This window comes from Novosphingobium sp. TK71, from assembly GCF_055361505.1.
This window is the reverse complement of the sequence record NZ_CM143962.1, coordinates 2999533-3024908: the sequence shown is the minus strand read 5'-3', so window position 1 is coordinate 3024908 and position 25376 is coordinate 2999533. Positions and strand designations below refer to the sequence as shown.

Here is a 25376-nt window from a genome sequence, read left to right as displayed (position 1 = left end):
CGGCCTCCCCCTTGCTCAGCCAGCGGCGATCTTCAGCCGCGCCAGAGCCTCATCGCGCCCGATCAGCGGCAGCAGCGCGCCCATGTCCGGCCCATGCTCCATGGCCGTCAACGCCAGACGCAGCGGCAGGAACAACGCCTTGCCCTTGCGCCCCGTCGCGTCCTTGAGCGCGCCGGTCAGCATCTTCCACACGCCCTCGCTCCACTCGATCCCCGCCAGAACCTTGCCTGCCTGTGCCAGGAAAGCCCGGTCTTCTTCCGAAAGCTCGGGCGCTTCGATGGGGCCGATGACCACCTTCCACCAGTCATGCACCTCGTGAACATGTGCGAGGTTGGGGCGCACCGTCTCCCATGCCCCGGCGTCCATCTCCTCGGGCAGGCGCGCGGACACCGCCTCGAATGGCAGCGCATGAACGATCGCCGCGTTGACACGCTCCAGTTCCGCCTCGTCGAAACGGGCGGGCGCACGGCCGAAACGGGAAAGGTCGAACGCCGCTGCGAGGGCCTCGGCGTCCAGCGAGGGATCTACCGGATCGCTCGTGCCGAGCCGCGCGAGCAGCGCAACGACCGCCTGCGGCTCGATACCGACCTCACGAAAATGCGCGACGCCCAGCGAGCCGAGACGCTTGGACAGCTTGCCCTCGGCGCCGACCAGCAGCGCCTCGTGCGCAAAGGCCGGGACCGGCGCGCCGAGTGCGGTGAACATCTGGACCTGCGCCGCGGTGTTGGAAACGTGGTCCTCACCGCGCAGGATCCGGGTCACGCCCATGTCCACATCGTCGATGGCGGAAGGCAGCATGTAGAGCCAGGAACCATCGGCGCGGCGAATCACCGGATCGCTGATCTGCGCGGGATCGAATTTCTGGGCGCCGCGAATCCCGTCTTCCCACTCGATCGGTTCGTCATGATCGAGCAGGAAGCGCCAGTGCGGCAGATCCCCCGCAGCGATCCTCGCGGCCTTTTCCTTTTCCGGCAGCCTGAGCGCGCCGCGATCGTAGATCGGCGGTAGCCCACGGCCGAGCAGGACCTTGCGCTTCAGTTCCAGTTCCTGCGGCGTCTCCCAGCAGGGATAGACGCGCCCGGCAGCCTTCAGCCGCTCGAACTCGCGCTCGTACAGGGCAACGCGAGCAGACTGGCGCTCCTCCCCGCTCCACGCGATACCGAGCCAGGCGAGATCGGCGCGGATGCCGTCTACATATTCCTCTTTCGAACGCGCCGCGTCGGTATCGTCGATACGCAGAAGGAAGCGTCCACCCGCCTGCTTCGCGAGCAGCCAGTTGTGCAGTGCCGTGCGGATGTTGCCGACGTGGAGGTGCCCGGTGGGCGAAGGAGCGAAGCGGGTAACGGTCATGTCCCGCGCGTTACGGCGGGCGCGCTCCGCCGTCAAACGCGGCGCGCGAACATGGCCTTGGCGGCCAGCGCCGCGAACCCCGCCAGCAGGCCCCAGAAAGCGGAGCCGATGCCAAGGACCGAAACCCCGGAGGCGGTCGCGGCGAAAGTCAGGATCGCGGCGTCCCGTTCGGTTTTCTCGACCAGCATGTGCTCAACCGCGCCCGAAAGCGGCGCGATGAGCGCTATGCCTGTGAAGGCGGCGATGGAGGTCCGGGGCATTGTGAGGAAGAACTGCACCAACGGGGCCGAGAACAGGGCCAACGCCAGGTAGAAGCCGGCATAGATAAGGCCGACCATCCAGCGGCGCCCCTGGTCGGGGTGCGCATCCGAACTGGTGCAGATCGCCGCCGTGATCGCCGCGAGGTTGACCCCGTGCGCTCCGAAGGGCGCCAGCACCATCGTAGCCAGTCCTGTCCCCAGCAGCAGCGGTTGCGGCCTGGGCGTGTAGCCCGCCGTCCGCAGCACGACGAGACCGGGCAGGTTCTGCGATACCAGCGTCACAAGGAACAGCGGCACGCCGATGCTGACCACCGCCTTGATATCGAAGGCCGGGGTTACCGGCTCCATCGCGCCGAGCAGCGATCCGGGTTCGAAACCCGCCACATCCCCGCGCGCCAGCACGATGGCCACGCCGGAAACCAGCACCAGCAACAGCGCGTAGAGCGGAAACCTCTGCCGGGCGATCACGAAGACCACCAGCAGGACCACGACCAGCAATGCGTCGGTTTCCAGCGTCCGGAAAAGCTGGAGGCAGAACGGCAGAAGCACCCCCGCGAGCATCGCCGAGGCGACCGAGGCCGGTATCCGCGCCGCCAGTCGCCCGAGTGCGGGAACCAGGCCGAGCAGGCACATCAGGCCCGCCGCGGCAACGAACGCGCCTGTCGCCACCGGCCATGCAACGGCCCCGCCGCTCGCGGCCAGCAGTGCCGCGCCGGGCGTCGACCACGCGAGCACCACCGGCATGCGCATCCACAGCGAGAGAATCGCCCCCGCCACGGCAATGCCGAGACACAGGGCCGTAACCGCCGAACCGACCTGCCCGCCGTTGGCCCCGAGCGCCTGCATGGCCTGCACCACGAGAGCGACGGTTCCGCCGAACCCGATCAGAGCGGCGACAAGGGCGGAAGTCCAGGATGCGAGCGGCGGCAGTCGGGAAATCATTTTCGCGCTATGGCAGGTTTGCCGTGGAAGGAAAGACGCCTCGCCTTGCCCGAGGTTTACCTCGCCGTCCCCCTCGGGCAAGCTTTCGGAACTGGATAGGAGGATCGACATGAAAATGCGCGCCGGACTGATTCTGCCCCTGATTGCAGCCATGTCTGCCTGCACCGCCCCCGCGGCGAAATCCCCTCCTGCCGGAGCGAACACCTCGATGGAAACCCTGAACGGCACGGTTGCCTATCGTGAACGGATCGCCCTGCAGCCCGACGCCCGCGTGAAAGTCACGCTGGCCGACGTCGGCCGCATGGACGCGCCTGCCACGGTCATCGCCGAAACCGAATTCGCCAGCGAGGGCCGCCAGGTGCCGCTGCCATTCGCCCTCAGCTACGATCCGGCCCGCCTCGCGCCGAACGGCACTTATGCGGTGTCCGCGAGAATCACCGATTCGGGCGGGCGGCTGCTGTGGATTACCGACACGCGCGTAACCCTGCCCGCGCCCGGAACGCCGGTTTCGCTGATGCTGGTGGGCGTTCGGAACTAGGCGCTGCGGAAGGCGTGCGTGATCGGATAGCGGCGGTCGCGGCCGAAATTGCGCGCGGTCAGCTTCACCCCGGGTGAGGCCTGGCGCCGCTTGTATTCGGCGCGGTGAAGCAGGCGCTCCATCTCCCGCACGGTTTCCCGGTCGAACCCCTCGTTGACGAGCTGCTCCACGCTCTTGTCATGATCGACAAGGCCGAGAAGAATCGGGTCCAGCACTTCGTAGGGCGGCAGGCTGTCCGAATCGCGCTGGTCCGCCCGCAGTTCGGCGCTGGGCGCCCTAACCAGGACTTCCGGGGGAATCACCTCCCCGCGCGGTCCGATCCCGATGCGGGGAACATGGCCGTTGCGCCAGCGGGCCAGCGCATAGACCGTCGTCTTGTAGGCGTCCTTGAGCGGATTGTAGCCACCGGCCATATCGCCGTAGATGGTCGCGAATCCGACGCTCATCTCGCTCTTGTTCCCGGTGGTCAGGAGCATCGGCCCAAACTTGTTGGACAGCGCCATCAGCAAGGTGCCGCGAATGCGGGACTGGAGGTTTTCCTCCGCAAGGTCGCGGCGGGTTCCTTCGAAGCATTCGCCCAGCACCGAATCGAAGCCGTTCACCGCCTCCGCGATCGGCATGACCGAATAGCGTATGCCCAGCGCCTTCGCGCAGTCCGCCGCATGGTCCAGGCTGGCGCGGCTGGTGAAACGGGATGGCATCATCACGCCCCACACCCTCTCCGCCCCGAGCGCATCGACCGCGATCGCGGCGCATAGCGCCGAATCGATGCCGCCCGACAGGCCCAGCACGACACCGGGAAAGCCGTTGCGGTTCACATAGTCGCGCAGCGCGAGCACCATCGCGCAGTAGATATCCTCGGGATGGACCGCGAGATCCTCGATCAGCCCCCGGTCGCAGCGCCAGCCCTGCGCGGTTCGGGTCCAGTTGGTCTGGACGACCTGCTCCCGCCAGTCCGCCATCTGGACCGCCACGGCGCCATCGCCGTTGACGACGAAGCTGGCACCGTCGAACACGAGTTCGTCCTGCCCGCCCACGCGGTTGAGATAGGCGAGCGGAAGGCCGGTATCGACCGCGCGGCGCTTGGCCACGCCTTCGATGCGCAGCGCATCCTTGTTGATTTCGTAAGGGCTGCCGTTGATGCAGATGAGCATTTCGGCACCGAAATCGGCGAGGTGGCGGCACACTTCCGGGCGCCAGATATCCTCGCAGATCGGCACGCCGATCATTGCCCCCCGCAGAATCACCGGCTCGGGCAGCGGGCCCGGCTGGAACAGGCGCATCTCGTCGAACGTGCCATAGTTGGGAAGTTCGTGCTTCAGCCGGACAGCCGCGACTTTGCCCTGGTCGAGCAGCGCAACCCCGTTGTGCAGCGCACCATCGAGTACGAAAGCGGAGCCTACCAGCATGGCCGGGCCTTCCGATGCACTGGCTTCGGCCAACATCTGGAGGCGGGCGGCGGCGCGTTCGATCAGCGCCGGCTTGAGGATCAGGTCCTCCGGCGGATAACCGATCAGATGGAGTTCGGGAAAGACCACAAGGTCCGCGCCCTGCGCCGCGGTGCGCGCTTCAAGCACTCCGGCAGCGTTGCCGTCGAGATCGCCGACGGACTGGTTGAGCTGCGCCAGCGTGATCCGGAGCGTATCGGCCATGGCGGATTTGATGCCCCGCGCATCGGGCCGGTGCAAACGAAAGATGAAAACGAACGAGACAAATAAAAAACCCTCCCGTCGGGGAGGGCTTTTTCCGTCTCGGACGGACTTTCCGTGATTCCCTGAAAGGGCGGAAAGCAACCGGGGGCCGGCAGACCGTAAGGTCGGTGCGCGGCCCCCTGCCGGATTACTCGGCAGCCGCGGTGGCTTCTTCAGTAGCCGCTTCGGTGGTAGCAGCCAGAGTTTCCTCGGGCAGGGTCTCAACCGACTCGGTAGCAGCTTCGGTGGGCTTTTCGCCACCGCAAGCAGCGAGCGACAGAGCGGCAGCCGACGCGAACGCGGCAAAAGCAATCTTCTTCATGCGAATCCCCTTGCATTGTTTGGCGCACAGGCCAACGCTTGCAGGCAAGCCTGCGGTGCCATTCTTTAGACGAGACAATGGTGCAACGCAAATGGGAAGTATGGGGGTTGAAATCCGCAGAAATCCTAGGGCTTGCACACATATAAAGATATCTTTATATGCCATCGCATGCAAATCGACCCCCTCCTGAGGGCTCTTTCGGAGCCGACGCGCCTGCGCATCATGCGTCTGCTGGCGCATATGGAACTGGCGGTCGGGGAGCTTGCGCAGGTGCTCGGCCAGAGCCAGCCGCGTGTCTCGCGTCATGTGAAGATTCTCTGCGACGCCGGCCTCGCGCAGCGCCGCAAGGAAGGTAGCTGGGTCTTCCTGCGCACTGCCGTGAAGGAGAAGAGCGAGCCGCCGCTAGGGGCCGCAGCCGCCCAGCTCCTCACTATTGCCGAGCGCGACGATCCGGCCTTTTCCGCCCGCTGCAACGAGGATCGCCGCCAGCTTGCGGCGATTCGCGACGCCCGGGAGGCCAGCGCGCAGGCCTACTTCGCCAGCCATGCCGAGGAGTGGGACACGCTGCGCCAGCTTCATGGTGCGGACGGCCCCGTCGAATCGGCACTGCTCACGGCTTTCGGACGACAGAAGCTGGGCGCGCTGCTCGACGTCGGCACCGGCACCGGCCGCATGGCCGAACTTCTGGCGGGCAAGGCGGGGCACGTCACCGCGCTCGACAAGAGCCCGGACATGTTGCGAATTGCACGCGCACGGTTGCAGTCTTTGCCAGCGGACAAGATTTCCCTGGTGCAGGGCGATTTCACGAAGCTGCCGTTCGCAGCTGCGAACTTCGACACCGTGCTGTTCCATCAGGTCCTGCATTATGCACAGGCTCCCGGCCTGGTCCTGGCCGAAGCGGCGCGCGTCACGCGCGAAGGCGGGCGGATCGCCGTGGTCGATCTTGCCGCGCACGACCGCGAGGAACTGCGCGAGCGCCATGCCCATGCCCGCCTCGGTTTTGCCGACGAGCAGATGGAGACCCTGCTGGCGGAAGCCGGGTTCGCACCCGAAGCGCCCGTCTCGCTGCCGGGCGACCCGCTTACCGTGAAGATCTGGACGGCCCGCCGTCTTCCTGCCGCCGCCCATGCTGCCGAGATGGCGGAAACCGGCGAGACCGAGACTCAAAAAAGAAAGACCCCGCACTCATGACTTCTGCCCAGCGACCGGTCCAGGCTCCCCTGCTGGGATGCCTGCCGGGCGACATTTCGGTTTCCTTCGAATTCTTCCCGCCCAAGTCGGAGAAGATGGAGGAGCAGCTCTGGGATGCGATCACCCAGCTTGCGCCACTGGACCCCAGCTTCGTCTCGGTGACGTACGGCGCCGGCGGCTCCACGCGTGAGCGCACGCATTCCACCGTCGCCCGCCTCGTGCGCGAGACCGAGCTGGTTCCCGCCGCGCACCTCACCTGCGTAGGCGCAGGCAAGGGCGAGATCGCGGAAATCGCGGACCAGTACTGGGAAGCGGGCGTGCGCCACATCGTGGCCCTGCGCGGCGATCCGCCGCCGAGCAGCGGCGGCGTCTTCACCCCGCACCCCGAAGGCTACACCGGCGCCGCCGATCTCGTGGCGGGCCTGAAGGCACGCCATGACTTCGACATCTCGGTGGCCGCCTATCCCGAAGTCCACCCCGAAGCGGCCAGCGCGGAAGCCGACCTCGACAACCTCAAGCGCAAGCTCGACGCGGGCGCCAACCGCGCCATCACGCAGTTCTTCTTCTCGACGGACGCCTACTTCCGCTTCATCGACAAAGTGCTCGCTGCGGGGATCACCGCGCCGATCCTGCCGGGGATCATGCCGGTGACCAACTTCACGGCGATCCGCCGCATGTCGGGCAACACCGAGATTCCCGCGTGGCTGGAAACGATGTTCGAAGGGCTAGACGAACGCCCCGGCCCGCGCGCACTTGTCGCCGCCGTCGCCGCTGCCGATCTGTGCCGCAGGCTTTACGAAGGCGGCGTGCGCGATTTCCATTTCTACACGCTCAACCGCGCCGAGCAGGCCTATGCGATCTGCCAGCTCCTGGGCCTGCGCCCCGGGACCGGCGCCTGAGCAGACTTGTTTCCGGACCGTTCGTGCAGCAAGGCGCGCGCGAACGGTCCCTCAAGGGAACTTTGGGCCCGCATCCGGGCGACGAAGGACAACGACCATGACTGCCAGAGAACAGTTCCTCGCCGAAGCGGCCAAGCGTATCCTCATCACGGACGGCGCTTTCGGCACCGAAATCCAGAGCTGGAAGCTCAGCGAAGCGGATTACGCAGGCAATCTCGGCCTCTCGCACGACCAGAAGGGCAACAACGACATCCTCGCGCTGACCAAGCCCGAGGTGCCGGAATCGATCCACCGCGCCTATTTCGAGGCCGGGGCCGACATCGCCGAGACCAACACCTTCTCCGCCAACCGCATCAGCCAGGCCGATTACGGCGCCGAGCACCTCGTGCGCGAGATCAACGTCGAATCGGCCCGCCTCGCCCGCCGTCTGGCGGATGAGTATCAGGCAAAGGACGGACGCCCGCGCTTCGTCGCCGGCGCGATCGGGCCGACCAACAAGACGCTCTCGCTCAGCCCCGACGTCAACGATCCGGGCTACCGCGAGATCGACTGGGACGAACTGGTCGATGTCTACAAGGAACAGGCGGCGGCCCTCGTCGAGGGCGGCGCCGACTTCATCCTGATCGAAACCGTGTTCGACACGCTGAACGCCAAGGCCGGGATCATGGCGGTGCGCCATCTGGAGGCCGAACTGGGCCGCGAAGTGCCGATCATGATGTCGATGACGCTTACCGATCTGTCGGGCCGCAATCTCTCGGGCCATACGGTGGAAGCGTTCTGGCACGCGGTGCGGCACGCCAAGCCGGTGACGATCGGGCTCAACTGCTCGTTCGGCGCCACCCAGTTGCGCCCGCATGTGAAGACGCTGTCGGAACTCGCCGACACGCTCATCATGATCTACCCGAATGCCGGCCTGCCCAACGAACTGGGCGCTTATGACGAAATGCCCGAGACCACGGCAGGCTATGTCGGCGAATGGGCGGTTGCCGGCCAGGTCAACGTGCTGGGCGGCTGCTGCGGCTCTACGCCGGCCCACATTGCCGCAATGGCGCGCAAGGTCTCCGGGCTGGCCCCGCGCCGCCTGCCCGATCTCGATCCGGTGACGCGCCTCGCCGGCCTTGAACCCTTCACCATGGCGGTGTGATCCCATGACCGATTTTCCCATCTGGCGCATCCGCCCTGCCGGAGCCGACGACGCCGAGGCGCTCTCGCTCGTGGCATCGGCGACCTTCCTCGAAAGCTTCGCGGGCCAGGTAGACGGGGCCGGGCTCGTCGCGCACTGCATCAGGCAGCACTCTGCCGACAGCTATCGCAAATATATCGCGCAGGGCGCGAAGGCCTGGCTGACCGAAGTCGAGCCCGGCCACGCCCCGGTCGGCTATGCGCTGCTTTGCGAGCCCGAACTGGAACTCGCGCGTGAAGGCGATCTGGAACTCAAGCGCATCTACCTGTTCTCGCGCTTCCAGGGTTCCATGATGGCCAGCACGATGATGCGCACCGTGCGCGATGCCGCTGCGGCGGGCCATTCGCGCCTGTTGCTCGGCGTGAAGAACGACAATCACCGCGCCCTCGCCTTCTACGCCAAGCATGGCTTCGAGACGATCGGCACCCGGACTTTCGACGTGGGCGGCAAGACCTACGACGATTTCGTGCTCGCGCTAAATTTGGCGAACTGATTCGCTGGCCCAGTGTCCCAACGAGAACAACAAACCATGACCTCGATTCATTCCGGCGCCCGTTTCGTCAATATCGGCGAGCGCACCAACGTCACCGGCTCGGCCGCGTTCAAGAAGCTCATCATGGCCGGCGACTATGCCAAGGCCGTCGATGTCGCGCGCCAGCAGGTGGATAACGGTGCGCAGGTCATCGACGTCAACATGGACGAAGGCCTGCTTGACGCTGTCGTGGCCATGACCACCTTCCTCAAACTCATCGCCGCCGAACCGGATATCGCCCGCGTCCCGGTGATGATCGACAGTTCCAAGTGGGATGTGATCGAGGCCGGTCTGAAGTGCGTATCGGGCAAGCCGATCGTCAACTCGATCTCGATGAAGGAAGGCGTGGAGCCGTTCCTGGCCCAGGCGAAGAAGTGCATGGACTATGGCGCCGCCGTGGTCGTCATGGCCTTCGACGAGACCGGCCAGGCCGACACCCGCGAACGCAAGATCGAGATCTGCTCGCGCGCCTACCAGTTGCTGACCGGCATCGGCTTCCCGCCCGAGGACATCATCTTCGACCCCAACGTCTTCGCGGTCGCCACCGGCATCGAGGAGCATGACCGCTACGGGCTCGATTTCATCGAGGCGGTGGTCGAAATCCGCAAGGCATGCCCCCACGTCCACTTCTCGGGCGGCCTTTCCAACCTCTCGTTCTCGTTCCGCGGCAACGAGACGGTGCGCCGGGCGATGCACTCGGTGTTCCTCTACCACGCGATCCCCGCCGGGCTCGACATGGCCATCGTCAATGCGGGCCAGCTCGACGTCTACGACCAGATCGACCCCGCCCTGCGCGAGGCTTGCGAAGACGTCATCATGATGCGCCGCCCCGGCGTGGGCGAGGACGGCAAGACCTCCACCGAACGCCTGATCGACCTCGCCGAAAGCTACAAGGGCAAGGACAAGGTCGCGGAAAAGGCCGCCGAGGAATGGCGCGGCTGGGATGTCACCAAGCGCATCGAGCATGCCCTCGTGCGCGGCATCGATGCCTATGTGGTCGAGGATACCGAGGAAGCGCGCGCCGCCATCGCCGCAGCGGGCGGACGCCCGATCGAGGTGATCGAAGGCCCGCTGATGGGCGGCATGAACGTCGTCGGCGACCTGTTCGGCTCGGGCAAGATGTTCCTGCCCCAGGTCGTGAAGTCGGCCCGCGTGATGAAGAAGGCCGTGGCCCACCTGATCCCCTTCATCGAGGCGGAAAAGGACGCGGGCGCCAAGGCCAAGGGCCGCATCATCATGGCCACCGTCAAGGGCGACGTGCATGACATCGGCAAGAACATCGTCGGCGTCGTACTCCAGTGCAACGGCTACGAAGTGATCGACCTCGGCGTGATGGTGCCGTGGAGCAAGATCCTCGAATCCGCCAACGAGAACGATGCCGACATCATCGGCCTTTCCGGCCTCATCACCCCCTCGCTCGACGAGATGGTGACCGTGGCCGAGGAAATGCAGCGCGCCGGGATGGATATCCCGCTGCTGATCGGCGGCGCCACCACGTCCAAGGTCCACACCGCCCTGCGCATCGATCCCGCCTACAAGGGCCCCGTGATCCACGTCCTCGACGCCAGCCGCGCGGTCGGCGTCGCCTCGCAGCTCCTGTCGGACACGCAGGCGGTGCCTTTCGTCAGCTCCGTGGCCGACGAATACGAAAAGGTGCGCATTGCGCGCGAGGGCAAGGGCCAGAGCGAACTGCTCCCGATCGCCGATGCCCGCGCCAATGCCTTCGCGCCCGATTTCGCACAGAAACCCGGCGCTCCGCTGGAACCCGGCCTCCACGTATTCGCGGACTGGGATCTTGCCGAACTCGTCGAGACGTTCGACTGGACGCCGTTCTTCCGCGCCTGGGAACTGGCGGGCAACTACCCGGCCATCCTCGATGACGAGATCGTGGGCGAAAGCGCCCGCAACCTCTTCGCCGATGCCCAGGCGATGCTTGCGAAGATCGTCGAGGAAAAGTGGCTGACCGCCAAGGGCGTCTGCGCCTTCTGGCCTGCCGCCACCCAGGGTGACGATGTCATCGTCGGCGCCGGCGGCATGGACCCGCAGATCGTCTACGACGCCATCCAGCAGGGCGTGGACGAAGGCCCGGACTTCGTGCGCCTGCCGTTCCTGCGTCAGCAGGTGAAGAAGAGCCGGGGCCCAAATGGCAAAGGACGGGCCAACTTCTGCCTGTCCGACTTCGTCGACCCCGCCGGAGACTGGCTGGGCGGCTTCGCGGTCGGCATTCACGGCATCGAACCGCACCTCGAACGCTTCCAGGCCGCGCACGACGACTATTCGGACATCCTTCTCAAGGCCCTGGCCGACCGCTTCGCCGAAGCCTTCGCCGAACGCCTGCACCAGCATGTCCGCACGAAACTGTGGGGCTATGCGCCGGACGAGCAGTTCACCAATGTCGCCCTGATCCGCGAGGAATATCGCGGCATCCGGCCCGCGCCCGGCTATCCGGCCTGCCCGGACCACTCGCTCAAGCCGATCCTGTTCGACCTGCTCAAGGCGCAGGACAATGCCGGGATCGTGCTGACCGAAAGCCAAGCGATGCTGCCCACCGCCGCCGTCTCGGGCTTTTACTTCGGCCACCCGGAAAGCCAGTACTTCGGCGTTGCCCGGATCGGCCGCGACCAGCTCGAAGACTATGCCGAACGGCGCGACGTGGACCTCGCCGTCGCCGAGCGCTGGCTGCGTCCCAACCTCGACTGATTGCAAAAGGCACCGCCGCCATCCCGGACGCGGCGGTGCCTCTCGTTACAATCCGGAAAAACCCCATCGAGCCCGATTGCCCAATGCCGCCGGGCAAGGCATCCATGCCCCAACGAAAAATGAATGGGGACGGGGCACCCGATGGGGACGACCGAAATCTACCTGATTGCGCTGACGATCATCCTCGCGGCGCCATATCTCGTGTGGCGGCTACTGCGCACCGAGCATTGGGCACCGCTGGTCGTCGTCCAGATCATCGGCGGCATCCTGCTCGGCCCCGGCGTGCTCGGCCATGCGGCGCCGGACTTCCACGCGCTGGTCTTCAACCCGCAAGTCATGACCGCGCTGAACGGCGTGGCCTGGTGGGCGGTGATGATGTTCGTCTTCGTCGCCGGAGTCGAACTCGATCTCAGCGACGCCTGGAAGCACCGCGGCGAAACCACCCTCACTGCCGCCTGCGCCCTGCTTACCCCGCTCGCCTTCGGCGCCCTCGCCGCTGCGCTGCTGCTGCGTTCGCCCGGCTGGATCGGCCCCGAAGGCAGCTATCCGCAAGCCGTGCTCGGCGTGGGCATGGCCTGCGCCGTCACCGCCCTGCCGATCCTGGTGCTGCTGATGGAAAAGCTCGGCATTTTCCGGGAACCGCTCGGCCAGCGCCTGCTGCGCTATGCCAGCCTTGACGATATCGCGATCTGGGGCGTGCTGGCGCTGATCCTGGTGGACTGGGAGCGCGTCGGCCGGCAGGGCCTGTTCCTCGCCGCCTTCGCGGTGGCCTCCTTCGCCGTCCGCGCGCTGTTCAGGCGCCTCGGCGAACAGGACCGCTGGTATGTGGCGCTGATCTGGCTGGCACTCGTCGGCTTCGCGGCGGACTGGTCCGGACTGCACTTCATGGTCGGCGCCTTCCTTGCCGGCGTCGTGCTGGACGCCGGCTGGTTCAGCCGCGAGAAACTCGACCTGTTCCGCGAATTCCTGCTGCTAACCGTGATGCCGGTGTTCTTCCTCAGCACCGGCCTGCGGACCAACTGGGGAATGGGCGGGGCGATGGTGATCGGCGCCGCGATCCTGTTCCTGGTCGCCTCGGTCGTCGGCAAACTGGCCGGCATTCACCTCGCCGGAAAGCTGCTGGGCTGGAAGAAGGGCGAAGCGAGCGTGATCGGCTGGATGCTCCAGACCAAGGCGCTCATCATGATCATCTTCGTCAACGTCCTGCTGGACAAGAAGATCGTCACCCCGGAGACCTTCACTGCCCTGCTGCTGATGGCGGTGATGAGCACGATGCTGACCGTGCCCATCGTCAAACCCCGCCTCGCCCGGCTGGCCGCCAGCGACTAGGTCTAGACACCCGCCCTTCCGGCCAGCGCTTCCGCCGCCTGCCAGAACGCCTCGACGAAAGCCTGATCCTCGACCAGCGGATTGGGCTTTCGCGGCGCGCGTTCGAACCAGTAGCCGCCGCTCGACCGGCCCGGCTCTTCCGCCGTCGCCAGCCAGATCACCGTATCCGCCCCCTGCACCGGCGTCAGCTTCGGCGCATCGCCGTAGGCCGCCTGCACGCTGTCCGGCGTATGCGAGAAGAAATTGCTGCCGACCGTGCCGGGATGGACCGAATGGGCCACGACACCATCCGCCGCCAGCCGGGGCGCCAGCGCGCGGGCATGAAGCACATTGGCGAGCTTCCCGCTGCAGTAGGCCGCGCCCGGGCTCCAGTTGCCGAGGTTCTGCAAGTCGGCAAGATTGATGGCGGGGATCATCTCGCTGCCATCCGAGGCGGTGTTGACGATCCTGACACTGCCCTCCGGCGCATCCGCCGCAGCCTTGCGCAGGAGCGGCAGCAAGCGGGCGGTCAGCGCGAAAGGCCCGATGAAGTTGGCGGCGTAATTCGCCTCGAAACCCTCGGCCGTCAGCGCCTGTTCGCGCGCCATGCCGCCCGCGTTGTTGACCAGTACATCGATGGAATCGACCTTCTGCGCGATCGCATCTGCCAGCCGGTCGACTTCGGCCAGCAACGAGAGATCGGCGCGCAGCATCTCGATCTCGCCGCCATCGGCCGCAAGGTCTGCCTCGGCCGCCGCACATCGCTGCGGATCGCGGCCCACGCCGATCACCCGGAACCCCTGCTTCGCCAGGGCCCGTGCCGTCTCCAGCCCGATGCCCGAACTTGCGCCCGTCACTACCGCCACGCGTTTGGTCATGCCTGCCAATCCTCTCCATTCATTGCCGCCATTTCCACTACCCGGGCGGCCAAACCGCAAGCTTTGGCGCGGAAACGGAGGAAATCATCGGTTCGGCGGTTTTCAGACATGCCCATGCTCTGCCATAAGCGCCCCGTGCCAGACGCTGACCTTCTCGCCGATCTCCTGCCTGATGCTCACGAAGCGCTTCATGCAACCTTCGGCTTCAACGCCTTCCGCGGGGTGCAGGATCAGGTCGTCATGCGCGCGCTTTCCGGCCGCTCGACCCTGGCCGTCATGCCCACAGGCGCGGGCAAGTCGCTGACCTACCAGCTTCCTGCGGTCATGCTGGACGGGACCTGCGTGGTCGTGTCCCCGCTGATCGCGCTCATGCACGACCAGCTTCGCTCGGCCCGCGCCAACGGCATCCGCGCCGCCACGCTCACCAGCGCCGACACCGATCGCGGCCTCACCATGGACCGCTTCCGCGCCGGTGAGCTGGACCTGCTCTACATCGCCCCCGAACGCGCCAGCCAGCCGCATTTCCGCGAGCTTCTGGAACAGTCGCGCGTCGCCCTCTTCGCCATCGACGAAGCACACTGCGTGTCCGAATGGGGCCATGACTTCCGGCCAGACTATCGCCTGCTGCGACCGCTGCTCGACGCTTTCCCGGACGTGCCGCGCCTCGCGCTGACGGCCACGGCAGACCACCATACCCGCACCGACATCCTCGCCCAGCTCGGCATTCCCGACGAAGGACTGATCGTTGCCGGGTTCGACCGTCCCAATATCCGCTACACGATCCGCCCCCGCGAAAGCGCGATGCGGCAGATCAAGGCAGTCATGGACGAGAACCCCGGCCCCGGCATCGTCTATGCACCCACCCGCGCCCGCGTCGAGCAACTGGCAGAAACCCTCGCATCCGCCACCGGGCGGCGCGTGCTGCCCTATCACGCCGGGCTCGACCCCGAAGTCCGCGCCCGCAACCAGGCGGCTTTCGTGGCCTCGGAAGACATGGTAATGGTCGCCACGGTGGCTTTCGGCATGGGTATCGACAAGCCCGACGTGCGCTTCGTCGCCCACGCCGGCATCCCCAAGTCGATCGAGGCCTATTACCAGGAAACCGGCCGTGCCGGGCGCGACGGCGATCCCTCGGTCGCGGTGATGTTCTGGGGGGCCGACGATTTCGCCCGCGCCCGCCAGCGTCTGTCCGAGATCGAGCCGCACCGCCTGCAAAGCGAACGCCAGCGCCTCGATGCGCTCGCAGGGCTCGTGGAAACCGCCGAATGCCGCCGCGCGGTGCTGCTGCGCCACTTCGGCGAAACACCCGCCTCGTCCTGCGGCAATTGCGACAACTGCCTCGAACCGGCGGGCGTGATCGATGTATCCGAGCTGGCGCGAAAGCTCCTCTCCACGGTCTATCGTACCGGGCAGAGCTACGGCCTCGGCCATCTTGAAAAAGTGCTGCTGGGCATGAGCGACGACCGCGTGCTGCAACGCGGGCATGACCAGCTCTCGGTCTTCGGCATCCTGACGGCGGACGAGCAACCGCTGCTAAAGCCGCTCGCCCGCGCCCTGCAGGCCCGCGGCAGCCTGCTGCCGACCGAGCATGGCGGCCTGTCCCTGGGCGGAGATGCGCGGGAAATCCTCAAGGGCGAAGCCGCGGTGATGATCGTCGTTCCGCCCAAGCGCGAAAAGAAGAAGCGCGGCGGCAAAGGCGGGGCGGACAGCGGCGCCAACCCGGTGGGCGATCCGCTGTTCGACGCCCTGCGCGCGCTCCGCCGCGATCTTGCGCAGGAAGCAGGGGTTCCGCCCTATGTCGTGTTCCACGACGCCACCTTGCGCGAAATGGCCACCGCGCGCCCGTCTTCACTGGCGCAGCTCGGTGAAATCGGCGGCATCGGCGCGCGCAAGCTCGAAGCTTATGGCGAGGCTTTCCTGGCGGTGATCCGCCAGCACTGAAGGCCCAGCGCCCTCAGGCCTTCGCTTGTTCGAACACCGCAAGCTGGGCGGCGAAGGCGCGCTGGAAGGCCGGACGCGCCTCGCCGCGCGCCACATAGGCAAGCACGGTTTCGTTGGCGGCCAGCACATCCGATCCGCCGAGCCGCCGCAGCACCTGCACCATCATCAGGTCGCCCGCGCTGAATTCGCCTTCCAGCCACTCCGACGTGCCGAGACGCACGGCGAGTTCCGCCAGCCGCGCCTCGATACGCTGTTCGATGGAAGCGAGGCGCGTTTCATACCAGGGGCGCTCACGCTCGAACAGCAGGACCTCGGAGCGCTGCACGATCACCGGTTCGACCGTGCTGAGGGCGGCGAAGATCCACATAACCGCCCGCATCCGCGCGTCTCCACCTTCCGGTAGCAAGCCCGGATGGCTCTGCGCGATATGCAGGACGATGGCCCCGGATTCGAACAGCGCGAGATCGCCTTGCTCATAGGTCGGGATCTGCCCGAAAGGATGGCGCGAGCGGTGATCCGGCTGCTTCATTTCCTCGAAAGAGACGAGGCGCACGGCGTAGGGCTGGCCCACTTCCTCCAGCGCCCAGCGCACCGCCATATCGCGGGCGAGGCCCCTGCCGCGATCGGGCGACTGGGCAAAAGCGGTGATCGTAGGCTGCGGCATGGCGGCTCTCCCGTTCACCGGCATGATGGGCCGCGAGCGCAATTTCGGCAACCGGGTTCGTCATTTGCGCCGAGTTGGGTTATGGGGCCGCGATGATCCGCATATTGATCGATGCCGACGCCTGCCCGGTGAAGGACGAAACCTACCGTGTCGCCGCGCGCTACAAAGTGCCGGTGGTGGTTGTCAGCAACAGCCCGATCCGGGTGCCGCAAAGTCCGCTCATCTCCCGCAAGGTGGTGAGCGATGCCTTCGACGCCGCCGACGACTGGATCGCCGAGAACACCGGGCCGGGCACCGTCGTCATCACCGCCGATATCCTGCTGGCGGACCGCTGCCTGAAGCTGGGGGCGCAAGTCGTGGCGCCGAACGGAAAGCCCTTCACCACCTCCTCGATCGGCAGCGCCATCGCCACCCGCGCAATCATGGCCGACCTGCGCGCCGGCGGCGATGCCATCGGCGGCCCGCCGCCGTTCAGCAAGACGGACCGTTCCCGGTACCTCTCAAGCCTCGATCAGGTGGTGGTCAGGCTTCTGCGGAGAGGCTGAGCGCCCCTCCCTAATCCCGAGCTCATGCTCGCACGTCCGCGCCTGACGGGTGGAGGCCGCCTGCGACCTAATTTTCCCGCCGTTCGAAGGAAACCGGAACGGCCAGCCGGAACGGCAGCTCTGGCGAGGCAATCCGCGATTCCGTACCGTTATCGTGAATCAGCACCGCGCGGCCGACGCCGGGCGTGGCGACCACGGCCACCACACTATCGACCCATTCGTGCAGCAGCGCCTTGGCGCGGACCAGTTCGGCCTCGGCGCGGGTGGTGGTGCCCGAAGCTTCGAGTTCGGCTTCGAGCTCGACGATCCGGGAGGTCGCCTCGCCGATGCGGTCGGTGTTCTCGCTCATGATCGGGATTCCTCGGCAAACATCGTTCGCCTAGGTGGCCACCCCGATCAGGCGAGGCAAGGCCGGAGCACCGGCAATCGCCTGCGCGTTACCTCCGTCCGGCCCGCTTCGCCGTTGCCAAGGCGAAACCCGCACTTTTTAAAGCGGGTTGTCGAGCTTGATGATCTCTTCCTCGCTCGCGCGCTGGGTGGTCTTGATCTGGCGCGGGGCGAGGAAACTGTCGAGCACCGGCTTGTCGCGTTCGTAGAGATCGTTGAACGGCTTGAGCTGCCCGTCGATCGAGCGGGCATATGTGAAGTAGGTCAGGTAGACCGGGAACGTCCGGGTCATCTCGACCTTGGTATAAGTGCCGGAACGAGAGATTTCGGCAGCTTCGGTGGCGCTCTTCTTGGCGCCGAGAATGGCCATCGTCATGCCCAGTTCCACCGCGCGCTCGGTGCGGATGCAGCCATGGCTGAAGGCGCGCACGTCCGAGTTGAAATACTGCTTCGACGGCGTGTCGTGCAGATAGATCGCGTGCGGGTTGGGCATGTCGATCTTCATCAGGCCAAGCGAGTTGTTGGCACCGGGCTGCTGGACCACGGTGATGGTGCCGTCGCCGTTCTTGGTGGCCTTGTAGCCCGCATTGCGCGCCCAGGTCGGGTTGTTCAACACCTTCGCGCCAAGGCCTTCACCCTTCACGATGGATTGCGGCACCGTCCAGGTCGGGTTGAAGACCACCGCGCTCACCGTTTCGGCGAGCTGCGGCGTCGCCGTGCGGCCGGGCTTGCCGACCACGGTCTTGTAGCTGCGGATGATCTTGTTGCGGACCACGAGGCGGAGCTGGAACTCCGGAATGTTGGTCATCAGGTACACGTCGCCAAGGTCGCGGGCGAGCCAGCGCCAGCGGTCCATATTGGCCTGGATCAGCGCGCGGCGCGCCTTGTTCGCCATGGGGGTGGCGTTGAGATCGGCCTTGAGCGCGGCATAGTCGGGGTTGGTCGGGGCCAGCTTGTCGACGACGCCCGCCACGTCATGCTCCGAAAGCGCCTGCGCCATGATCTGGGCGGTCGGCATCAGATCCTGGTCGGGATCGACCGCGAACCACTGCACGCGCGACTTCATCGGCGTGCGGCCGTCGCGAAGATCCTCGATCAGCCAGCCGAACACGCGGCTCGCCAGCGCATCGAGGTCGTCGCCCTCACCCTTGGCGATCGCCGCCTTGAGCGCGGCCGGCTGATAATCGGCCGGAACGAGACCTTCCTTGCCGATGTAGCCCACGGTCGACAGCAGCGCCTTGGCATCGGCCACCGACCAGGACATCACCGGCTCCGCCAGCAGCGTATCCTGCACGACCGGATAGGACACGGTCGGAATGGCAGTGGGAACCGCGCTGGGCTGGATGACCGGCTGCACGGCCGGGCGCGAGACCGGCTTTGTGGAAGCGGAAGACGGCACGGCCGGGGTCGCCTGCGTGGTCGGCAGGATCGAGGTCGGCGTCGACACGGTCTTCTTCTTCGTTGCCGTATCCGTCCTGGCGGAATCCGCCTTCTGGGCCAGGGCCGGCTCCGCTGCGAGACCCGTCGCCGCGATGACCGCCAGCACGCTGCAACCGAACCTCATGAAACTCGCCATTGTGATCTGAACCTGCCCGTAGTGATGCGTGTGTGATGCAAGGAGGAAACGCAGCCATGTGAAGACGGCTGCCGATAGTCCCCGCTTTGCCCCTATATAAGGCCTACATCAAGGATTTCGCCTGTCGCTGCGATGAATTGCTTGCCTGGAGGCTTGCGCCCGGCGACAGGCAGGGCCTGATGAGTACAGCCGCAGCCCCCCTTTCGGACCATCGTCCCTCAGTCCTGCCGGTGCTTGCGGTGATTGCGGGGATCGCCACGTTCAGCGCGATGGACGCCGCGATCAAGGGCGCCTCCATCGCGATCGGCGTGTTTACCGCGCTGCTGCTGCGCAATCTCTTCGGCACGATCCTCACCCTTCCGCTCTGGCTCGTCGCGGGCCGCCCGGTGCCCTCGCGCACGGTACTGAAGGTCCACGCCCTGCGCGCGGCGATCACTTCGGCGATGGCTGCGCTGTTTTTCTATGGCCTGGTACGAATTCCTATGGCCGAGGGAATCGCGATTTCCTTCGTCTCGCCGATCATCGCGCTCTATTTCGCCGCGATCCTGCTGGGGGAGACGATCCGCCGCCGCGCCATCGTCGCCTCGCTGCTGGGCATTCTGGGCGTGCTGGTGATCGGCGCCGGACGCTTCGGCGCGGGGAGCTATTCGAACGAGGCGATAGAGGGCACGACCGCGATCCTGCTCTCCGCCGTGTTCTATGCGATCAACCTCGTTCTCCAGCGCAAACAGGCGCTGCTGGCAGGGCCGGTGGAGATCGCGCAGTTCCAGAACCTGCTCGTTACGCTGATTTTCCTGGCTTTTTCGCCCTGGTTCGCGGTCGTGCCGGATGGGCGGAGCCTGGTTCTCATCCTTGCCGGAGCGGCGCTGGCGACAAGTGCCCTGCTGTTCCTGTCCTGGGGCTATGCCCGTGCCGAGACGCAAGTACTGCTGCCGATCGAATATACCGGCTTCTTCTGGGCCGCCCTGCTGGGCTGGCTGATGTTCGGGGAGCGACTTGATGTCTCCACCGTTGCCGGGACGATTCTCATCATGATCGGCTGCTGGACAGGTGCAAGAAACGCAAAAGTCGAGTCCTAGTCACCACGCACGCCCCCTTGACCTGAGGGCCGCGAACGCGCATCGGCGGGGCCGAAGAATCCGCTTGTCGCGATGCAGCACGGCGATGATTTTCGGAACCTGGGCTAGTGGGTTTCGGAATAGCCGCTCTTCACGTGGCACGCTCCATACAGAAGGGGATAATACCCAATATGACCCAGGTCGGACAGGATACGCTCGGCACCCGCAGCACCATGACAGTCGGCGGCAAGCAGATCGCCTACTACTCCCTCAAGAAGGCTGCCGAAAAGGTTGGCGACGTTTCGCGCCTTCCCTTCTCGATGAAGGTCCTTCTTGAAAACCTCCTGCGCTTCGAGGACGGCGGCTTCACCGTCTCGACCAAGGACATCCAGTCGGTTGCCGACTGGCAGAAGAACCCGGTTACCGGCGACGAGATCCAGTACCGTCCCGCCCGCGTTCTGCTTCAGGACTTCACCGGCGTTCCCTGCGTGGTCGACCTGGCCGCCATGCGCGATGCCATCGCCACCCTCGGCGGCGACACCAGCAAGATCAACCCGCTGGTTCCCGTGAACCTGGTGATCGACCACTCGGTCATGGTCGACGAATTCGGCCACCCCAAGGCGTTCGAAGAGAACGTGGAAATCGAATACCAGCGCAACATGGAGCGCTACGACTTCCTCAAGTGGGGCTCCAAGTCGCTCGACAACTTCTACGCCGTTCCCCCGGGCACCGGCATCTGCCACCAGGTGAACCTGGAAAACATCGCCAAGACCGTTTGGTCGAGCGAAGACCAGAACGGTGAACTGGTCGCCTATCCCGACACCTGCGTCGGCACCGACAGCCACACCACCATGGTCAACGGCCTGGGCGTGCTGGGCTGGGGCGTGGGCGGCATCGAGGCGGAAGCCGCGATGCTCGGCCAGCCGGTCTCGATGCTCATCCCCGAAGTCGTCGGCTTCAAGCTGACCGGCGAGCTTCAGGAAGGCGTCACCGCCACCGACCTCGTGCTGACCTGCACCGCCATGCTGCGCAAGCACGGCGTGGTCGGCCGCTTCGTCGAATACTTCGGCCCCGGCCTCGCCTCGCTGAGCCTTGCCGACCGTGCGACGCTTGCCAACATGGCCCCGGAATACGGCGCCACCTGCGGCTTCTTCGGCATCGACGAAAAGACCATCGACTACCTGCGCCTCACCGGCCGCGAGGAAGAGCAGATCGCCCTCGTCGAAGCCTATGCCAAGGAACAGGGCTTCTGGATCGACCCGGCCGCCGCCGACCCGATCTTCTCCTCGACCCTCGAACTCGACATGTCGACCGTCGTTCCGTCGCTCGCCGGCCCGAAGCGTCCGCAGGACTGGGTCGCGCTTCCCGACGTCGACGACGTGTTCAACAAGGACATGGCCGAAACCTACAAGAAGACCGCCACCCGCGTTCCCGTGGAAGGCAAGGACTTCGACATCGGTGACGGCGACGTCATGATCGCCGCCATCACCTCGTGCACCAACACCTCGAACCCGGGCGTGCTGGTTGCGGCAGGTCTCGTCGCCAAGAAGGCCGACGAACTGGGCCTGAAGCCCAAGCCCTGGGTCAAGACCTCGCTGGCACCGGGTTCGCAGGTCGTCACCGACTACCTGAACAAGGCCGGTCTCCAGTCGCACCTCGACAACATCGGCTTCAACCTTGTCGGCTACGGCTGCACCACCTGCATCGGTAACTCGGGCCCGCTCGCGGAACCGATCTCGAAGGCGATCAACGAGAACGGCCTCGTCGCCTCGGCGGTCATCTCTGGCAACCGCAACTTCGAAGGCCGCGTCTCGCCGGACGTGCGCGCGAACTTCCTGGCCTCGCCGCCGCTGGTCGTCGCCTACGCTCTGAAGGGCACCGTGGTGGAAGACTTCACCACCACCCCGATCGGCGTGAGCAAGGACGGCGTGGACGTCTACCTCAAGGACATCTGGCCGACCAACCTCGAAGTCAGCACCACGATGAATGCCTGCGTCGATCGCGGCATGTTCCAGGCCCGTTATGCCGACGTCTACAAGGGCGACAAGCACTGGCAGGCGATCAACGTCGTCGGTTCGGACACCTATTCGTGGCGCGCCGGTTCGACCTACGTCGCCAACCCGCCCTACTTCGAGGGCATGGAAATGACCCCGGCGCCGGTGAACGACATCATCGAGGCCAAGCCCCTGCTGATCCTCGGCGATTCGATCACCACCGACCACATCTCGCCGGCCGGTTCGATCAAGGCCGACAGCCCGGCAGGCCAGTGGCTGATGGAGCACCAGGTCGCCAAGGCGGACTTCAACTCCTACGGTTCGCGCCGTGGCCATCACGAAGTCATGATGCGCGGCACTTTTGCCAACATCCGCATCCGCAACGAAATGGTCCCCGGCATCGAAGGCGGCATGAGCCGCTTCGGTGAAGAGGTCCTGCCGGTCTACGACGTGGCGCAGAAGTACAAGGCCGAAGGCACGCCGATGGTGGTCGTGGCCGGCAAGGAGTACGGCACCGGTTCGTCGCGCGACTGGGCGGCCAAGGGCACCAACCTGCTCGGCGTGCGCGCCGTGATCGTCGAGAGCTTCGAGCGTATCCACCGTTCGAACCTGGTCGGCATGGGCGTGCTTCCGCTGCAGTTCAAGGACGGCGACAGCCGCCAGTCGCTCGGCCTGACCGGCGACGACGCCTTCACGATCAAGGGCGTTGCCAGCCTCAAGCCGCGCCAGGACGTGGAAGTCGAAGTGACCCGTCCGGACGGTTCGACCTTCACCTTCACCGCGCTGTGCCGCATCGATACCGCCAACGAAGTGGAATACTTCAACAACGGCGGCATCCTGCAGTACGTGCTGCGCAAGCTGGCCGCCTAAGCGACCGGCAGCCTTAACCGGCTCGGTAAAACCCCGTCCCGCGTTCGCGCGGGGCGGGGTTTTCCTTTTGGCGCTGCCTCGGCGACATGACCGGACACGAAAAAGGGCGGCGCCGAGGCGCCGCCCTTCCTGCTTCCCCCGGTGGTGGGAAACTCAGGTCTTGCGGCGGGCCAGCCGCTGCCGACCGATCACCGCTGCCGCCGCCGCGCCGAACAGGATCAGCATCGGCGGTGCCGGAACGTCGGTCGGCGGTCCAGGCGGCGAACCATCTCCGCCGGTCGAAGTGGTGGTCGAACCTGACGAGCCGGTCGAGCCCGACGATGTCGAGGTCGAACTCGAACTGCTCGTCGACGACGACGTTGAACTGGACGAGGAGGTGGAACTGGACGACGAGGTGGAGGAACTCGTGCTGGTCGAAACATCGCCGGAACTGGACGAGGTCGTCGTCGAGGTGATGCCGCCCGTTGTTGTGGTGGTGGTCAGCCCCCCCGTGGTCGTGGTGGTCGTGAGACCGCCGGTCGAGGAAGAGGAAGACGTCGATCCGCCGGTCGTCGTGGTCGTCAGTCCGCCGGTGGACGATGAACTGGAGGTGGAACCACCGCTGCTGGTCGAGCTGATGATGACGTTGCCGCCGCTAGAACCACCGCCGCCGCCGAAGAAGCCGCCGAAGAAACCACCGCCGAAACCGCCTCCGCCGCCGCCGATCACGACCGGCGCGCCGCCGCTGCCGCCGGCGTAGCTCGGCGGCGGGGCGGGCGGAATGTAGGGCGGGGGCAGCGGCACCATGGCCACTTGCGGCTGGTCGCAGCAGGTCCGCTTGACGATGCGGCGCATGCGCCTGGTGGTGCGTTCCGGCTCCTTGCGCACGAGGCGCCTGGCCGGACGCTCGACCTTCGCCACTTTCGCGACCTTCGCCGACTTCAGCTTGCGATACTCGACACCGCTCTTCTGAGTCTCGGCGACATGGACGGCGCCGCCGCCAATGATAGCGCAGCCCGCCGCACAGGCAGACAGTTTCGCCAAGGCCATCCGAACCGACATGATCGTCTCTCTCTTCGTTCTGCTCGGCTCGTGTGCGACTGCGACCGACACCACTTGAACCGACTTGCCATCAACAAGCGCAGAGAGCGGTTAACGGAACAATGCCGTTAACCGAGTTTCGACAGTCCCGTAGCGGGAAATCGCGTTAGTTTTCCGATGTAACGCACAACCTGTGCCGAAGCGGGACTATCGAAAGACAGGTCTGTAAACACAACCGACAGTTTTCTGGCGGAAATCGCCTTTCCCTCAATCGCCTTCCGAATCGAAAAGTCCGCCCGGAATGGGGCCCTGCGGGCCTCCGGATTGCGGCGGCGTCATGCCCAGATGCTGCCAGCCCATGTCGTTCAGGCAGCGCCCGCGCGCGGTCCGCGCGACGAGGCCGAGCTGGATCAGGTAGGGCTCGATCACTTCCTCGATCGTGTCGCGCGGCTCGGACAGGCCCGCCGCCAGTGTCTCCACACCCACCGGGCCGCCCTTGTAGATACCGGCGATCATCCGCAGGTAGCGGCGATCCTGCGCATCGAGGCCGATGGAATCGACTTCCAGCCGCGTCAGCGCGTCATCGGCGATTTCGTGAGTGATGATATCGCTGCCCGCGACATGGGCGAAATCGCGCACGCGGCGCATCAGGCGGCCTGCGACGCGCGGGGTGCCGCGCGCGCGGCGGGCGATCTCGGTCGCGCCGCCCTTGTCGATGCCGATGCCCAGCAGCCCGGCGCCGCGGGTCACGACCTTTTCCAGTTCCTCCACAGTGTAGAACTGGAGACGCACCGGAATGCCGAAACGATCGCGCAGCGGCGTCTGGAGCAGGCCCTGACGCGTCGTCGCACCGACCAGCGTGAAGGGCGGCAGGTCGATCCGCACCGAGCGCGCCGAAGGGCCTTCGCCGATCATGAGATCGAGCGCACGGTCCTCCATCGCCGGGTAGAGCACTTCCTCGACCACCGGATTGAGGCGGTGGATCTCGTCGATGAACAGCACGTCGCCGTGTTCGAGATTGGTCAGCAGCGCGGCAAGGTCACCCGCCTTGGCGATCACCGGGCCGCTGGTGGCGCGGAAACCCACGCCCAGTTCGCGCGCGACGATCTGCGCCAGCGTGGTCTTGCCGAGGCCCGGAGGCCCGAAGAACAGCACATGGTCCATCGCCTCGCGGCGCGACTTGGCGCTTTCGATGAAGACACGAAGATTGTCCTTCGCCGCAGCCTGCCCGACGAATTCGGCAAGCGTCTTGGGCCGCAGCGCCGCATCGACGTCCTCGGGCTGGCGAGCGGAGGTAAGGATGGGATTATCGGTCATTGAAAACGGCAAACCTTCTTCGTGTAATCCCACGCTCCGCCCCCGTCCAAACAATGGTCGATGGCAAGGTCATTGCGGATAAACAGATAACCGGCCGCGGCGGCAAGCGCGAGCGCCGACACAATCAGATACCGGCGCCTCAACACCGCGCCGGTTCCGGAGCACGCGGCGACAAGGCCGCTGACGCAAGTTCAGGATGACATTGGGGCG

The 25376-nt window shown here is 65.9% G+C and carries 22 protein-coding genes; 12 read left to right on the top strand and 10 right to left on the bottom strand.

The genetic code is table 11. The features are described 5' to 3' along the window. Positions 1 to 15 precede the first annotated feature (15 nt). Both gltX and ACXJ16_RS14270 read right to left on the bottom strand, forming a co-directional pair. Positions 16 to 1350, bottom strand: coding sequence for a glutamate--tRNA ligase (gltX, locus tag ACXJ16_RS14275; RefSeq protein WP_324697162.1), 1335 nt, complete (start codon positions 1348 to 1350; stop codon positions 16 to 18). A 32-nt stretch (positions 1351 to 1382) separates the two neighbouring features. Then, the gene (locus ACXJ16_RS14270; protein WP_463920867.1) at positions 1383 to 2552 is read right to left on the bottom strand and encodes a benzoate/H(+) symporter BenE family transporter; all 1170 of its coding nucleotides are present in this window, start codon (positions 2550 to 2552) and stop codon (positions 1383 to 1385) included. Between the two features lie 109 nt (positions 2553 to 2661). On the opposite strand from ACXJ16_RS14270, the gene ACXJ16_RS14265 reads away from it, so the two are divergent. Further along, positions 2662 to 3090, top strand: coding sequence for a YbaY family lipoprotein (locus ACXJ16_RS14265; RefSeq protein ID WP_185998465.1), 429 nt, complete (start codon positions 2662 to 2664; stop codon positions 3088 to 3090). Here ACXJ16_RS14265 and ACXJ16_RS14260 read toward each other — a convergent pair. Beyond that, positions 3087 to 4742 carry an NAD+ synthase gene (locus ACXJ16_RS14260; RefSeq protein WP_463920866.1) on the bottom strand — a complete coding sequence of 552 codons (1656 nt, stop codon included), beginning with the start codon at positions 4740 to 4742 and terminating at the stop codon, positions 3087 to 3089. The two genes, ACXJ16_RS14265 and ACXJ16_RS14260, sit on opposite strands and share 4 nt — an antisense overlap. A gap of 187 nt (positions 4743 to 4929) precedes the next feature. After that, positions 4930 to 5103, bottom strand: a complete 174-nt coding sequence (locus ACXJ16_RS14255) for a hypothetical protein (RefSeq protein WP_021232409.1) — start codon at positions 5101 to 5103, stop codon at positions 4930 to 4932. Positions 5104 to 5271: 168 nt separating this feature from the next. On the opposite strand from ACXJ16_RS14255, the gene ACXJ16_RS14250 reads away from it, so the two are divergent. The 6 genes from ACXJ16_RS14250 (at position 5272) to ACXJ16_RS14225 (ending at position 12937) form a co-directional block, all read left to right on the top strand. Further along, positions 5272 to 6294, top strand: coding sequence for an ArsR/SmtB family transcription factor (locus ACXJ16_RS14250; protein WP_463920865.1), 1023 nt, complete (start codon positions 5272 to 5274; stop codon positions 6292 to 6294). Next, on the top strand, positions 6291 to 7193 hold the full coding sequence (metF, locus tag ACXJ16_RS14245; RefSeq protein ID WP_324697172.1) for a methylenetetrahydrofolate reductase [NAD(P)H]: 903 nt from the start codon (positions 6291 to 6293) through the stop codon (positions 7191 to 7193). The genes ACXJ16_RS14250 and metF overlap by 4 nt, the downstream gene beginning before the upstream one ends. A gap of 97 nt (positions 7194 to 7290) precedes the next feature. Next, complete coding sequence (locus ACXJ16_RS14240) at positions 7291 to 8337, top strand: homocysteine S-methyltransferase family protein (RefSeq protein WP_132468672.1); 1047 nt, start codon at positions 7291 to 7293, stop codon at positions 8335 to 8337. Between the two features lie 4 nt (positions 8338 to 8341). Beyond that, positions 8342 to 8869: a GNAT family N-acetyltransferase gene (locus tag ACXJ16_RS14235; RefSeq protein WP_054442239.1), complete on the top strand. Its 528-nt coding sequence runs from the start codon at positions 8342 to 8344 to the stop codon at positions 8867 to 8869. A 36-nt stretch (positions 8870 to 8905) separates the two neighbouring features. Then, positions 8906 to 11608 (top strand): methionine synthase, encoded by a 2703-nt coding sequence (metH, locus tag ACXJ16_RS14230; RefSeq protein ID WP_463920864.1) that lies wholly within the window; start codon positions 8906 to 8908, stop codon positions 11606 to 11608. 141 nt (positions 11609 to 11749) lie between these two features. Beyond that, complete coding sequence (locus tag ACXJ16_RS14225; RefSeq protein ID WP_054442238.1) at positions 11750 to 12937, top strand: cation:proton antiporter; 1188 nt, start codon at positions 11750 to 11752, stop codon at positions 12935 to 12937. A 2-nt stretch (positions 12938 to 12939) separates the two neighbouring features. On the opposite strand, the gene ACXJ16_RS14220 is transcribed toward ACXJ16_RS14225, so the two are convergent. Then, positions 12940 to 13794 (bottom strand): SDR family NAD(P)-dependent oxidoreductase, encoded by an 855-nt coding sequence (locus ACXJ16_RS14220; RefSeq protein WP_454796325.1) that lies wholly within the window; start codon positions 13792 to 13794, stop codon positions 12940 to 12942. A 108-nt stretch (positions 13795 to 13902) separates the two neighbouring features. Between ACXJ16_RS14220 and recQ the strand changes: the two genes are divergently transcribed. Continuing rightward, positions 13903 to 15735 (top strand): DNA helicase RecQ, encoded by a 1833-nt coding sequence (gene recQ / locus ACXJ16_RS14215; protein WP_420719851.1) that lies wholly within the window; start codon positions 13903 to 13905, stop codon positions 15733 to 15735. A gap of 13 nt (positions 15736 to 15748) precedes the next feature. Here the strand turns inward: recQ and ACXJ16_RS14210 are convergent, their stop codons facing one another. After that, positions 15749 to 16399 carry a glutathione S-transferase family protein gene (locus ACXJ16_RS14210; protein ID WP_185998455.1) on the bottom strand — a complete coding sequence of 217 codons (651 nt, stop codon included), beginning with the start codon at positions 16397 to 16399 and terminating at the stop codon, positions 15749 to 15751. A gap of 92 nt (positions 16400 to 16491) precedes the next feature. Between ACXJ16_RS14210 and ACXJ16_RS14205 the strand changes: the two genes are divergently transcribed. After that, complete coding sequence (locus ACXJ16_RS14205) at positions 16492 to 16944, top strand: YaiI/YqxD family protein (RefSeq protein WP_197283158.1); 453 nt, start codon at positions 16492 to 16494, stop codon at positions 16942 to 16944. A 67-nt stretch (positions 16945 to 17011) separates the two neighbouring features. On the opposite strand, the gene ACXJ16_RS14200 is transcribed toward ACXJ16_RS14205, so the two are convergent. Beyond that, positions 17012 to 17293 carry a hypothetical protein gene (locus ACXJ16_RS14200; protein WP_054442236.1) on the bottom strand — a complete coding sequence of 94 codons (282 nt, stop codon included), beginning with the start codon at positions 17291 to 17293 and terminating at the stop codon, positions 17012 to 17014. A gap of 138 nt (positions 17294 to 17431) precedes the next feature. After that, a complete protein-coding gene (locus ACXJ16_RS14195) occupies positions 17432 to 18640 on the bottom strand; it encodes a L,D-transpeptidase family protein (RefSeq protein WP_420719852.1) in 1209 nt (402 codons plus the stop codon). Between the two features lie 7 nt (positions 18641 to 18647). Here ACXJ16_RS14195 and ACXJ16_RS14190 point away from each other — a divergent pair, with 7 nt between their 5' ends. From ACXJ16_RS14190 to acnA, 3 genes are all read left to right on the top strand, one after another. Further along, the gene (locus tag ACXJ16_RS14190) at positions 18648 to 18917 is read left to right on the top strand and encodes a hypothetical protein (protein ID WP_243692594.1); all 270 of its coding nucleotides are present in this window, start codon (positions 18648 to 18650) and stop codon (positions 18915 to 18917) included. Between the two features lie 169 nt (positions 18918 to 19086). After that, the gene (locus ACXJ16_RS14185; RefSeq protein ID WP_463920863.1) at positions 19087 to 19986 is read left to right on the top strand and encodes a DMT family transporter; all 900 of its coding nucleotides are present in this window, start codon (positions 19087 to 19089) and stop codon (positions 19984 to 19986) included. Between the two features lie 170 nt (positions 19987 to 20156). Further along, on the top strand, positions 20157 to 22829 hold the full coding sequence (acnA, locus tag ACXJ16_RS14180; protein WP_463920862.1) for an aconitate hydratase AcnA: 2673 nt from the start codon (positions 20157 to 20159) through the stop codon (positions 22827 to 22829). 153 nt (positions 22830 to 22982) lie between these two features. On the opposite strand, the gene ACXJ16_RS14175 is transcribed toward acnA, so the two are convergent. Next, a complete protein-coding gene (locus ACXJ16_RS14175) occupies positions 22983 to 23870 on the bottom strand; it encodes a PEP-CTERM sorting domain-containing protein (protein WP_165913178.1) in 888 nt (295 codons plus the stop codon). Between the two features lie 246 nt (positions 23871 to 24116). After that, on the bottom strand, positions 24117 to 25166 hold the full coding sequence (ruvB, locus tag ACXJ16_RS14170; protein WP_054442234.1) for a Holliday junction branch migration DNA helicase RuvB: 1050 nt from the start codon (positions 25164 to 25166) through the stop codon (positions 24117 to 24119). Positions 25167 to 25376: the final 210 nt, after the last annotated feature.